The following is a 13,785-nucleotide window of genomic DNA, read 5'->3' on the forward strand; positions in this document are numbered from 1 at the left end:
TAAGTATGAGATTAATTAATACATTTATGGCTAGTGTATTAACCATTGGGTTAACCGGATGTGGAATTGTACAAAGCGCATATGAAGGCACGGTTGACTTAAGTAATTCTGTTTTTTCATGGGATGTTAGGACAATACATCTAGATATTACTGCAAGAGCTGAATTAAATATGGATGATGACGACCTTTCTTCGCCAGTCGTCATTCGCATTTATCAATTAAAAAATGCCGATATGTTTAATTCAGTGTTTTATGAAGATCTGGTTAATCAAGATAGTGATGCACTAAAGGAATCATTACTCGAAAGTAAAGAACTGATTTTAAAACCAAACACGTCAGTTTCTGTTGATATTCCTTTTGATAAAAAAGCTGACGTAGTCGGTATTGCCGCACTTTATAAAGACCCAAATTTGAAAGAAAATAGTTGGCGACTTGTGTTGACACGTAGTGATTTGCATATCAATAAACCACGTGAGATTATCGCAAGCCAATATACAATTAAACTACTGGATGAAAGTAAATGAGTGCTTCATTATACGATATTCTTTATGGTTATTTTGAATCAGGTATCCCCATTGATGATGTTGCCGAAAATGAACAAACTGTTATTAGTGTTATGGATAATATTGAACGTATCTTAAATAGTCGGGCTGGTACAATAAAACATATGCCTGACTATGGTTTGCCTGATATGTCAACAATCTTCCAAGCCTTGCCTTCATCAGCTTATATTTTAATGAGAGCGATAGAACAAACATTATTAACGTATGAACCAAGGATTTCCTCGATTGATATCAATATCGAAGAAACAAACAATGATGCCATGGTATTGGCTTATGAACTTATTTGTCATTTAAAAGAAGGTGGACTAGTAAAGTATGGGACTTACTTTATGCCTGATGGCAAAGCCCTTTTAAAATATACCCGTAAAGGAACAAATACTAACTAATATTAGAGACATTTTTAATGCGTTTTTAGGATAATGTCAAGTTAACTCATCTTAAGTATAATCATATAGATGAAAACAAGTAAAATCTATCAACATCATCATTATCTAGGATATTATTAGTCATTGTGTATGACTCTATTATCGTTTTACGATAAGCTATCGTGATATTGAACTCATCATGATGTAAAATGATATCTTTGTGACTTATAAATCCATTGGTTATTGGTGCTGAATTTACCACCAACAGATTCACAAATTGAGAAAAATAACATGGAATAACCCTAAATTATATTAAACCAGGTAGTTCTTATAAAAACAGTTATATAGAACAATGAAACAAATAGTATAATTTTCTACTTGGTTTGGGTACTAATCATGGGATATTTATTGGATATTTTCCTTAATTGATGATTTATCATGCCGTTAGAATATATCCCAAAAAGTATAGCGTTACCGTGTTGCCTAAGGTCAGTTGCCCAAGTAAAGGCAAACTATTAAAACTGCCTTTACCCCAAAACACTAAATGAGTATCAATATATTACTCTTGCGGATAATTTTTTAAAAATAGTTACTCTTGGCGTTTATCTTCAAGATTATTATCCATTTCGGTATCAATTACCGTAATATAATCTGGTTTAGCTAATAAATTCCGATTATTTTTTTTTACAAAACATTTCTGGATCATAATAAAAAAAACTCCAGCCATCCCCTCCTTTATAAGGTCTTATAAAACGATCAACATTATCATTCCATTCTAATGAATATTTACCTTGGGCAATTAATTTCCGCACCTGCTTTTTACTTATATCAATTAAATCAATATTAGTAACATTTTGCCAACCCAATACGGAAAAAATTCGTTCTGCCAATTTAACATGCGTATTTATCATTTTATGATTTAAAATTAAAATTGTTGGTATATAAAGTGCACCAATTCCAATATAAGCTGGAATTAGATTATCCAAAGTAAAATCACTTGATAGATAGACTAAACCTGCTGTAAACAATAAATAAAATAAAATTACTGGGATATGATAACGTTTTAAAGCGTGTTTACGTCCAGCAAAACAATGGGGAATAAGCGAAATAATTTGCTCACTTGGTTTAAGCATAGCATACACTTCATAATGGTCAGTATGCTTTTCGGCTACAACTTCAACCAAATCACCGTCATTAAATTTTAAATAACCTAGCCAACCTTTTAACTTAATTGTATTATTTAGTTTAGCTGTAAAATATTGTGCTGGAAAATAATTACTTACATGTATACTATCATCATGCCCTAATGCCGCTAAACCAGCACTATTATTCCCAGTTAATGTTGCAAGCGCCGCTCTACTTCGTATTTTAGCATTCAGTTTTTTCCTCTCTTCTTTGCTCATATAAGCATCATCACCCACCGGCGCATAACAGAATATTCCTTTAAACTCTGTAAGTGTACCCGTTATTTTTACTAAATTTTTAGGCGGTAAGATGGGATCAGTAATACTCACCCCTGTTTTTTTTAATAACTCTTCTTTATTATTATAAAGAATATCGGTTCCATCATATTTTGCGTAGGGCATAATAGGCCTTTTTAATTTTTATTATTACAGTTTTTTTGCTTTCGCATTCAATAATAGGTATTCATTTAAGATCAGTTACCATAATCAACGTATTTTCTGGTTTTTTCATCGCGAACCCACCGCTCTAATCGGCTCTCGAAAATGTCATTTTGCACGGAAAATAGACAGTTACCCTTTGTGTTTATCTTCAAGATTATTATCCATTTCGGTATCAATTACCGTAATATAATCTGGTTTAGCTAATAAATTCCGATTATTTTTTTTTACAAAACATTTCTGGATCATAATAAAAAAAACAAAAGCCATCTCCTCCTTTATAAGGTCTTATAAAACGATCAACATTATCATTCCATTCTAATGAATATTTACCTTGTGCAATTAATTTCCGCACCTGCTTTTTACTTATATCAATTAAATCAATATTAGCAACATCTTGCCAACCCAATACGGAAAAAATTCGTTCTGCCAATTTAATATTGGTTGTTATCATTTTATAATATAAAATTAAAATCGTTGGTATAACGAGTACACCACTTCCAGCATAAGCTGGAATTAGATTATCCAAAGTAAAATCACTAAATAGATAGACTAAACCTGCTACAAATAATAAATAAATTAACAATATTGGGATATGATAGCGTTTTAAAGCGTGTTTACGTCCAGCAAAACAAGGGGGGATAAGCGAAATAATTTGCTCACTCGGTTTAAGCATAGCATACACTTCATAGTGATCAGTATGCTTTTCGGCCACAACTTCAACCAAATCACCGTCATTAAATTTAAAATAACCCAGCCAACCTTTTAACTTAATTGTATTATTTAGTTTAGCTGTAAAATATTGTGCTGGAAAATAATTACTTACATGTATACTATCATCATGCCCTAAGGCCGCTAAACCAGCAATATTATTCCCAGTTAATGTTGCAAGCGCCGCTCCACTTCGTATTTTAGCACTCCGTTTTTTCCTCTCTTCTTTGCTCATATAAGCATCATCACCCACCGGTGCATAACAGAATATTCCTTTAAACTCTGTAAGTGTACCCGTTATTTTTACTAAATTTTTAGGCGGTAAAATGGGATCAGTAATACTGACCCCCGTTTTCTTTAATAACTCTTCTTTATTATTATAAAGAATATCGGTTCCATCATATTTTGCGTAGGGCATAATTGGCCTTTTTAATTTTTATTATTACTGTTTTTTTTCTTTCGCATTCGATAATCGGTATTCATTTAAGATCAGTTACCATAATCAACGTATTTTCTGGTTTTTTCATCGAGAACCCACCTCTCTAATCGGCTCTCGAAAATGTCATTTTGCACGGAAAATAGATAGTTACCCTTTGTGTTTATCTTCAAGATTATTATCCATTTCGGTATCAATTACCGTAATATAATCTGGTTTAGCTAATAAATTCCGATTATTTTTTTTTACAAAACATTTCTGGATCATAATAAAAAAATCCAAAGCCATCTCCTCCTTTATAAGGTCTTATAAAACGATCAACATTATCATTCCATTCTAATGAATATTTACCTTGGGCAATTAATTTCCGCACCTGCTTTTTACTTATATCAACTAAATCAATATTAGCAACATTTTGCCAACCCAATACGGAAAAAATTCGTTCTGCCAATTTAACATGGGTATTTATCATTTTATAATATAAAATTAAAATTGTTGGTATATAAAGTGCACCAATTCCAATATAAGCTGGAATTAGATTATCCAAAGTAAAATCACTTGATAGATAGACTAAACCTGCTGTAAACAATAAATAAAATAAAATTACTGGGATATGATAACGTTTTAAAGCGTGTTTACGTCCAGCAAAACAAGGGGGAATAAGCGAAATAATTTGCTCACTTGGTTTAAGCATAGCATACACTTCATAATGGTCAGTATGCTTTTCGGCTACAACCTCAACCAAATCACCTTCATTAAATTTTAAATAACCCAGCCAACCTTTTAACTTAATTATGTTATTTAGTTTAGCTGTAAAATATTGTGCTTCAAAATAATTACTTATATGTATATTATCATCCTTATGCCCTAATGCCGCTAAACCAGCACTATTATTCCCAGTTAATGTTGCAAGCGCCGCTCTACTTCGTATTTTAGCATTCAGTTTTTTCCTCTCTTCTTTACTCAAATAAGCATCATCAGCCACAGGTGCAGAACAGAATATTCCTTTAAACTCTGTAAGTGTACCAGTTATTTTCACTAAATTTTTAGGGGGTAAAATGGGATCAGTAATACTCACCCCTGTTTTTTTTAATAACTCTTCTTTATCTTTGTAAATAATATCGGTTCCATCATATTTTGCGTAGGGCATAATTGGCCTTTTTAATTTTTATTATTACAGTTTTTTTGCTTTCGCATTCAATAATCGGTATTCATTTAAGATCAGTTACCATAATCAACGTATTTTCTGGTTTTTTCATCGAGAACGCACCACTCTAATCGGCTCTCGAAAATGTCATTTTGCACGGAAAATAGACAGTTACCCTTTGTGTTTATCTTCAAGATTATTATCCATTTCGGTATCAATTACCGTAATATAATCTGGTTTAGCTAATAAATTTGGATTATTTTTTTTTACAAAACATTTCTGGATCATAATAAAAAAAACAAAAGCCATCTCCTCCTTTATAAGGTCTTATAAAACGATCAACATTATCATTCCATTCTAATGAATATTTACCTTGGGCGATTAATTTCCGCACCTGCTTTTTACTTATATCAATTAAATCAATATTAGTAACATTTTGCCAACCCAATACGGAAAAAATTCGTTCTGCCAATTTAATATTGGTATTTATCTCTTTTTTATATAAAATTAAAATTGTTGGTATATAAAGTACACCAAATCCAATATAAGCTGGAATTAGATTATCCAACGTAAAATCACTTGATAAATACACTAAACCTGCTACAAATAATAAATAAATTAACAAGAATGGGATATGATAGCTTTTTAAAGCGTGTTTACGTCCAGCAAAACAAGGGGGGATAAGCGAAATAATTTGCTCACTTGGTTTAAGCATGGCATACACTTCATAGTGATCAGTATGCTTTTCGGCTACAACTTCAACCAAATCACCGTCATTAAATTTAAAATAACCCAACCAACCTTTTAACTTAATTGTGTTATTTAGTTTAGCTGTAAAATATTGTGCTGGAAAATAATTACTTACATGTATACTATCATCATGCCCTAATGCCGCTAAACCAGCACTATTATTCCCAGTTAATGTTGCAAGCGCCGCTCTACTTCGTATTTTAGCACTCCGTTTTTTCCTCTCTTCTTTGCTCATAAAAGCATCATCACCCACCGGCGCATAACAGAATATTCCTTTAAACTCTGTAAGTGTACCCGTTATTTTTACTAAATTTTTAGGCGGTAAGATGGGATCAGTAATACTGACCCCCGTTTTTTTTAATAACTCTTCTTTATTCTTATAAAGAATATCGGTTCCATCATATTTTGCGTAGGGCATAATTGGCCTCTTATCTAATTTGATTAAATCAAAAATATGATTGAAAAAGATTTGCCATTCGCCAGAAGTGTATACTGGTCTATTTTTTTCAATCTCTCTTTGTTGTCGCTCTTCTCTTAAGGAACAACAGGATAAGTTAAAATGTTTTGCCAATCACCAGGCATAATTACTGGTTGATTTTTTTGCATCTCAATTTGTTCTCGCTCTTGTTGAGCTTTTTCCCACTCTTTTTCGTATTTCATTAAAATCGCTTTAAATGCTTCGACTTCTTGTTGCTGAGATTTAAAGCGAGAAGATTCATTGTAATGTGGATAACTTTGAAATCTGCCAAAACGGCAACACTCTAACCACTCTTCTATATCATCAGGTTTATTCAATTCATATATCGCTTGGCAGATAAATAGCCCTAAACTTATCCATGGATTTAGTGCGAATATAAATAATAGCATTACACTTTTACCAACAGCCCATATTATTCTTGTTAAAATAAATTTTTTAACAAGAGCTGTAGTTATTAATTTAAGACAGGTATCCGTAATTTGCAGTAAACTTCTCTTTCCTAATTGCAAGAATATATCAACGGTACTAACAATAGCTGTAATAAATCCCATCCAATAAAAGGCTTTTTCTTCTTTTGTTTTATTTGATGTATCCTCATTCCAACTTATCGCAATTTGGGTGACACCTGAGATAAAGCCAAAAATGTTACCAAAAAAATTAAACTTATTAAGTATTTTTTCATTTAGCTGATTATTTTGACCATGAACAATAGCAAATTTAAAACTTAACGAGATTATCCCTGTTGCCGCCATTATGAGTTTATAATTCGCTTCAAACTGTTGTGCTTCGGTTTTATAACGATCATCTGAAATTATTTCATATAAAGTTTTTAGTTGATAAAACGCCATAAAACCAATTAAGCCCTTGCCTGCGGTTGTGGTACTTAATATACCGTTCATTTTTTGATTGATGTTTTGGTAAACAATACTCAACTTTGTGCCTGCTGTATTAAAATTATTAGCTACTGTTCTTTTAAGGCGATTTGACCAATTATAATAAGCTTGCATTTTCCTTCGTAAAGCCGATTTAGATAACTGAGGAGATGGATTAGTAGCAATAAAAAAAGCTTCAGCAAAAGCAGACGAAATTTTACCGCCTTGGACTTGCAGATATTTTAGAAAAACCACAGATGTAGCAAGTATATTTGCTTTAATAGGTTGTATATACATAGCCGTAATTTGGGCATCGGTTGAATTGCCATTTACTAAAAAATTACGTTGACTATCGAATATAGTTGCAAATCTTTTGCCTAATTCAAGTGAATTTGATGTTTCTTCTTTGTCTAAAATGCTAAAATCGAAGTTAATCAGAGTATCTACCCAAGCTTCAAATATTTTCGATTCTTCAGATTCTTCAGCTTCTTCAGAAAAGCTTAAAACTGTTGACAATTTATCTAATAATTGCTCATAATCTTCTCGTTGCATTGGTGTTGTTTTATCTAAACCATGCATAAGATTGATGTATTTTTGTTGCTGCTCTTTAGTTAATTTTCGTTTGGCAAATACTGCTGACCAGACTATATTATGTGCATCTAAGGTTTGATCAGTAATGAATTGTGTAAATAGTTTAACAACTCTATCATTATCAACATGCGTTCCTAACGTCATTAAAATATCGTTTGCAAATGCAAGATAATCATCACTGTCTTGTGCAAAATCATCGGCAGCCAATGATAGCGGGTGTTTTTCCTTTTGTTTGAAGCAATCAATCCACTTAATTAAATCTTCAATTAGTCTTTCAACATAACTGCCACTTTCTTGTAAAAATTGATTATATTTTTTTCTGTAATTATCATAAGCAAAGGAGCGCAATTCATTGTGTAATAACCTATTTTTATACTTACGCCAGCGCTTTTCAGCCGATGCTTCAGTTCCGTTTTGTTTATGCCAATTTACTTCATAATCTTTAGCTTTTACTTCAAGCTCATTTCGAATTAAGATACATTGATTCTTTAATTTTTCAATTTCGCTTCTATGTGATCTATCATTTAATGCAAATATATCTTCAAGAATACTTGCATACTTATCCTCGCCTAACTCTTTTAATAAGTAATTTTGCTCCGTGAAATTTACCAATTCTTTGGCATTCCATTTACATGAATTCAAATGAATATCTGAATCAGATGTATAGGGGTTGTGATAAGAAAAATTTGGATCATATGCAGTAAAATTTTTTGCCTGATTGACAATTTTAATTACTCTTTCGCCTTTTGCTTTCTCTGCTGTAGACCATCCTGGTATTCTTCTTGTAGAAGACGGTAGACCAGAGGCGCTTGGAGGATCTATTGGCTTTCTATAATATTCGACATCTGAAAGATATTCTTTATTTTGTTGGTGAATATGTTTTTTAAAATTTTGCTGGTTCTTGATTGAATCATCATTTTTAACAAATTGTTCAAAAAATTCAATACTACTGCATGTGGAGTTTTCCCATTGTCTTTCTGTTATCACTTTTTTAAATGCTGCAAGTGCGCTATTTCCCCAATTACTTAATTCAGCTACAATTCCTATACTATCCATCAAAGCTACCATCATAGCCGGAGCTTTTGTATTATTACGTTGTTTTGATTGGATCTTACGATATATAAAAGCTGAGTAACCTTCTGTTAACTGAGAGGATTCTTTAGAATAGTATGATAAATTAAGCCAAGGGGTTAAAGTTGTTCTTCTTTCAAATAAAGATTTATCATAATTGAATACTTTATGCTCAGAGATTTCAGTAATTTCACTTGTTGAAATTGGTGAATTATTATCCCGATAATTATATAAATAAGGAAATGTTTCAGGATTTTTACCATAAAATAGGTTAGATACATCATTCGGTTGTAATAAATAATCACTATATTGACTTTCTATTGTACTGGCTATCGCATCTTTAGTTACGGGGGTGATACCATTTGCGCTTTCTTGTTTTTGTATCCACTCTTTTGGTCTTATAACCTGCATACGAATATCACGTTTATCTTCTTCATTAAGATATTTCCTTAAAGTATCTAGACTCCATTTATGTTCACTATAAGCTAACCATGCTTTATCGCATTTATCGGGTTTGGTCAGAACTATAAATGCAATATTACTTGATTCATGTGCACTATTGCTGCAACTTGTTTCAATATCACCTAATGGGATGGTCTGTTGCTCATTATTTGCATTTTTTATATCATCACCAAATCGTAATAAATCTAATTCTTTGCTAATATCTATCTGCCAAAATCCACCATTTTCATCTACTTTATATACCGAAACGTCTAAATCTATTGCATTATCTTCATATTGACAAAAAAGATAAAGATAACCTTTTCTAGTCGTTCTTAGTACATATTTACTATCTTTATTTAAGGATAAAAGTTCTTTTTTTTCTGCCCATTTGGGTAAATCAGCAACCATTTGTGCTGGAGATACAGCATAACGAACAGGATAGATTGGTAATCCACAAGAACGACATTTTTCACATAAACTCATTTTTTCCTCCTGTTTTGTTCATATTTAAATCATCTTTGATTTTATTCCATTGTGACGAGGTAATATTTTTTAGTTGAGCAATCAATGGGCAATTATCATTTTGTTTAATAACTTGTGAAATAACATCATGGTCGATAAATTCAGGATGGATAGTTAAACTGTAATAAGCGTATTCTGATAGGTCATTTTTATTTTTATATCCTCTTCTTTCAGCATTTTCAAAAGCTTTCATTATAATTGCATCTGCTTGATTTTCGGATATCGTATAGTGAGGATGAAAAAAATGGTAACGAGCAAGTGTTTGATTACGACTTTCAATCCAACCAATTTGTCTCCACTGCTGTTGGCTAATAATACAATTAAAATTTGTATGTCGGCTCATATGTCTAGTATTTTTTTCGATAACTAATTGTCTATCACTATTTATATACAACCAAAAATAGATGAATTTAACTAACATGTTTATTTGCTCATCAGATAAAATATTCAATAACACAGGTAGTACTGCCGGATCGTAATAACGTAACAGTTCAATGCTTTCATTATTCTGTTGAATAGCCACACAACCCATATTTTTGGCTAACATTTCAATATTCAATGGTGAAAAAATCCAACCATATACAGAGCGAGGTTTTGCAAATAACGTATTTTGAGGAGTTACCTCCAAATAAAATTGCTCAATGCTTTGTTGTAATATAATTCGATCTTTTTCTTTAGCTAAATTAAGTTTAATTAATCCAGGTGTAGGCTTAATGTTGTAACTTACATATTGAAATAGTACTAACTCTTTTTTTGCGATTTTATCCTCAAAGTTTGTTTTTTTATTATTAGATTGATAAATAAGATAAAAATATCCATCCGTTTGTGATGATAAATCTATAATCTTCTGAAAAATTTCCTTTATTCTTTCAGAGTTATCTCTTGGTATTACTTGATTATTACTATTCATTATTTATCCCAGTGTAACGTTACCTTTTTGTAAATTACTTGCTTCTTGAATAGATATTTCACAACCAGTAGGTAATTTAGGATTCATTTTTTGACTTACCGGTCCCATTTTTTGTAATGCATTACTTTTGATATAAACATTATCAGCCGTGCCTAGCTCAATCCCTGAACTGCTGATTTTGATATATGAGCCACCGCAGATTAATGTGATTTTTTCACTGGCGGTAATTGTCATTTCTCCATCAACACTGTCTATTTGAATATCTTGCTTGGCAGCCATATTCAAGTCGGCATTTTGTGCCTGCACCTCAATATCACCCTGATTGGCAAAGATTTTCATTCCTGATTGATGAGCAAATAGACCGATGGATTCACCTGACGAGATGGTGATATTTTTTAATGCATTAATGTCAGTTTGGTTTTCACTGGTTACCGATACACTGTTCGAGGTTGACAGTTGGATGTTTTCCGGACTGGTTAAAGCTATCCCCTCTTGTGCATAAGCTATAATGCCACTTTGGGATAACTGGGTTAATGTCGCTTTAAGTTGCTCTTGACTGTCGGTATCCGCACCATGGGCTTCAGATTCGGTGGCGGCATTTTGTAAGGCTTTGGCAATCGATAGCGCATTTTCAAGCTGAGCAATGGCTGCTTGCATATCAAGCTGTTTGCCTCGTGCCTTAGGCGCAGTCTGACTGGTTAGGTATAAGCCTCTATTGGCAGCAATTGCCCCCCATTCATCAGTGCGCAGCTCAAACCCTTCGCCACGTCGGATTTTGTTTTGGTCAACTAAATGCCCGATATTAAGCTGAGATTTACCATATTCGGTCGCTAACTTGATGTGCTCTTGTCCGCGCTTATCATCCATCCGTAACTTATTATTCGCCGGTGTGCGAATCACATTACGATGTTTGTTTATGGTGGTCACATGGTCAGGGTGAGTGCTGTCATGCATCGCATGCGCGATATAAGGTCTGTCAGGATTACCATTAGTAAAGGCAACTGCAACTTCTGTGCCGTCAATCAATGGAAAGTGAAAACCATAAGTACTACCGGCATACGGTTTAGCTAACCTTAACCATAAGCTCTCTTTACCGTTTCGCCACTCTTTTAAGTCAAAGTTAAATTTAACCCGATAGCGCCCTTGAGTATCAATATAACCATACGTGTCATTATCCGGACTGGTCACCCGTGCCGGTAAGGTGCCATCAATGGTCGGGAAAGGAATTGGCTCCGGGCGGTAAGATTTTGATGGCTGGTAAGGTATGGCGGTAAAACTCAGTTCATATGCATCACTGCGGTTTCCCTGACCTTGTACCGTCAATATCATTATCCCTTCATCTATTCCGGCAATGGTACTGCCTTTGATGCGAATATGTTGTCCCGGCGCTAAATTGGCTTGGTTACTCTTACCCCGGATAAGAATTTGACGGCTTATTGCTCGCTCATGACGAATACGGGCATACCATTCACCACTTTCAACGCTCTTACTCGCTTTACCTATATTACCTATACTACCTAGAATACTACCTATACTATCCGTATTACTTGCACTAACAAAACTAGTGCTAATAGAACGACTATTATCGTTATTATTGTCGTTACTGTCTTGACTGTCGTCGGTATCGATATTGTCACTGTTTTCATCATCGTCATCATTATTTAGAGGGGTACTATTAATGCTATTATTGCTGTTACCATTGCTATTTAACCCTTTATAGTGTTCATCATAACGATAATCGGTGCCATAAGTGGTGTTATCTTTCGGTTGGCTGTTGACTTCACCGAGTAAATTCGCCTGCGCATCCCGGTAGTTATACTCCTGCACTTTTACCGAAGTTTCCACCATTTGGCTGTGTAATGACATATCCCAGACACTTTCAACGCCGTTATCCAGTGTGCCACTCGGTTGTTTGCAGACAATATCCGCCACCTGCTGATAGCCTTGTTCATAATCACTGATAACCATCACATCACAATGGTGTTCACCATGCGCTTCAAAGCGAAAATAGACCCCCACATCAGCAAGCAGCCTTTGAATAAACTCAAGGTCACTCTCCTGCCACTGGGTGATAAACTCTCGCTCCGGATATTGCTCTTTAAGCGCTAAGCGATAATCAATCCCGGTATAACCATGACCACGCAACACCTCTTCAACCACACTAATAACGCTTTGATTTTGAAAAATGGCACAGTTATGACTTAATGCCAGTTTGGCCAATCGCGAGGACAAAACAACTTGATAACGCGCCTCATCTTTACTGACTGATAATTGACTGAACTGGGTTATCACACCATACAGCGTGCGTGAGCCACCTTGAGAGAAGAGTGAGTTTAATAAATTGAGCGGGTTGAGTTGGGTTAAAGAATTAAGTGAATCGAGAGGATTGAATTGGGTTAAAGAGTTAATTGAATCAAGTGGATTGGACGGTAGAAATTTATCTAGCTGCTTTAATGACTCAGGCGGTTTTAGTGCATCTAAAGGATTAACGGAGGAGAGAGAGGAGAGAGAGTTAAGTGCCTTAAGTCCTTTATTAGCAATACCACTTAAATTGTTGGGAATAGCCGGGTTAAAAATTAAATGGGCATTTTGATTAAGAAATGACGCAACAGATAGATGTTTATTCGAGCAAGTGAAGGTAATGGTATAATGCCAAGGCTGGTTAAGTTGCTCATTCCCCTCAACCTGCAAGACTGAAACCTCAGCCACTAAACCATCAATATTTAACGTATAACGATTGTGACCTGCTCCATTAACTAAACCATGCTTTAGACCACGACTTAAATCATTGCCCAACTGACTGATCAAATTGGTTAATCCTTTATCCATGTTATCCTCAATATATTTTATGCATATAGCAAATACAATTGTGTTTTATTGAACTATTTTAAGATTATTAATAATTATTTAGTGTAATTCTTCACTAAGGATTTATTGTTATAAGTAAAACGATTTAATGAATTTACATTAAAAAAATAATCTAAATATGAATATAAAATACACTGTTGTGCGTATTTTGCAATATGCTTTACATTTCTTTAAATTTCAATTAAATAGATAACTCGGTGATACTGTTAATAAATAAAATAGTATTAAAAACTTGTTACCTAAACATGTTCAAGCAAGGATTAACAAAATTTTACTTTTTTAGATTTCTTATTGAATATTTTAGGGATAGTAGAATGCTACATAATCAACAGTCGCAACAAGCATAACTATGTGTTCTAACATTATATGGATGAAATTGCTGATTCTATGGTTTTTAATAAGACGATAGAACATTACGCATAAGAAATTAATAAC

Annotated in this window: 9 protein-coding genes; 2 read left to right on the forward strand and 7 right to left on the reverse strand. The window is 33.5% G+C overall.

The features are described from left to right. The first annotated feature begins 5 nt into the window (after nt 1-5). Both tssJ and tssE read left to right on the forward strand, forming a co-directional pair. Complete coding sequence (gene tssJ, locus AC5LXI_RS12500; protein WP_493442633.1) at nt 6-524, forward strand: type VI secretion system lipoprotein TssJ; 519 nt, start codon at nt 6-8, stop codon at nt 522-524. Beyond that, nucleotides 521-949: a type VI secretion system baseplate subunit TssE gene (gene tssE, locus AC5LXI_RS12505; protein ID WP_493442634.1), complete on the forward strand. Its 429-nt coding sequence runs from the start codon at nt 521-523 to the stop codon at nt 947-949. Before tssJ ends, tssE begins: the two co-directional genes overlap by 4 nt. Before the next feature lie 653 nt (nt 950-1,602). Here the strand turns inward: tssE and AC5LXI_RS12510 are convergent. The 7 genes from AC5LXI_RS12510 to AC5LXI_RS12540 all read right to left on the reverse strand — a co-directional run bounded on the left by AC5LXI_RS12510 (nt 1,603) and on the right by AC5LXI_RS12540 (nt 13,311). Then, nucleotides 1,603-2,514, reverse strand: coding sequence for a putative type VI secretion system effector (locus tag AC5LXI_RS12510; RefSeq protein ID WP_493442635.1), 912 nt, complete (start codon nt 2,512-2,514; stop codon nt 1,603-1,605). Between the two features lie 253 nt (nt 2,515-2,767). Then, nucleotides 2,768-3,679, reverse strand: coding sequence for a putative type VI secretion system effector (locus tag AC5LXI_RS12515; protein WP_493442636.1), 912 nt, complete (start codon nt 3,677-3,679; stop codon nt 2,768-2,770). A gap of 253 nt (nt 3,680-3,932) precedes the next feature. Next, nucleotides 3,933-4,847, reverse strand: coding sequence for a putative type VI secretion system effector (locus AC5LXI_RS12520; RefSeq protein ID WP_493442637.1), 915 nt, complete (start codon nt 4,845-4,847; stop codon nt 3,933-3,935). Nucleotides 4,848-5,100: 253 nt separating this feature from the next. After that, complete coding sequence (locus AC5LXI_RS12525) at nt 5,101-6,012, reverse strand: putative type VI secretion system effector (protein ID WP_493442638.1); 912 nt, start codon at nt 6,010-6,012, stop codon at nt 5,101-5,103. A 116-nt stretch (nt 6,013-6,128) separates the two neighbouring features. Further along, a complete protein-coding gene (locus AC5LXI_RS12530; RefSeq protein ID WP_493442639.1) occupies nt 6,129-9,533 on the reverse strand; it encodes a T6SS effector BTH_I2691 family protein in 3,405 nt (1,134 codons plus the stop codon). After that, nucleotides 9,520-10,482, reverse strand: coding sequence for a hypothetical protein (locus AC5LXI_RS12535; protein ID WP_493442640.1), 963 nt, complete (start codon nt 10,480-10,482; stop codon nt 9,520-9,522). Before AC5LXI_RS12535 ends, AC5LXI_RS12530 begins: the two co-directional genes overlap by 14 nt. 3 nt (nt 10,483-10,485) lie before the next feature. Beyond that, nucleotides 10,486-13,311, reverse strand: a complete 2,826-nt coding sequence (locus tag AC5LXI_RS12540) for a type VI secretion system Vgr family protein (protein WP_493442641.1) — start codon at nt 13,309-13,311, stop codon at nt 10,486-10,488. Between the last annotated feature and the right edge of the window lie 474 nt (nt 13,312-13,785).

The organism is Gilliamella sp. LMG 34361 (assembly GCF_984569075.1).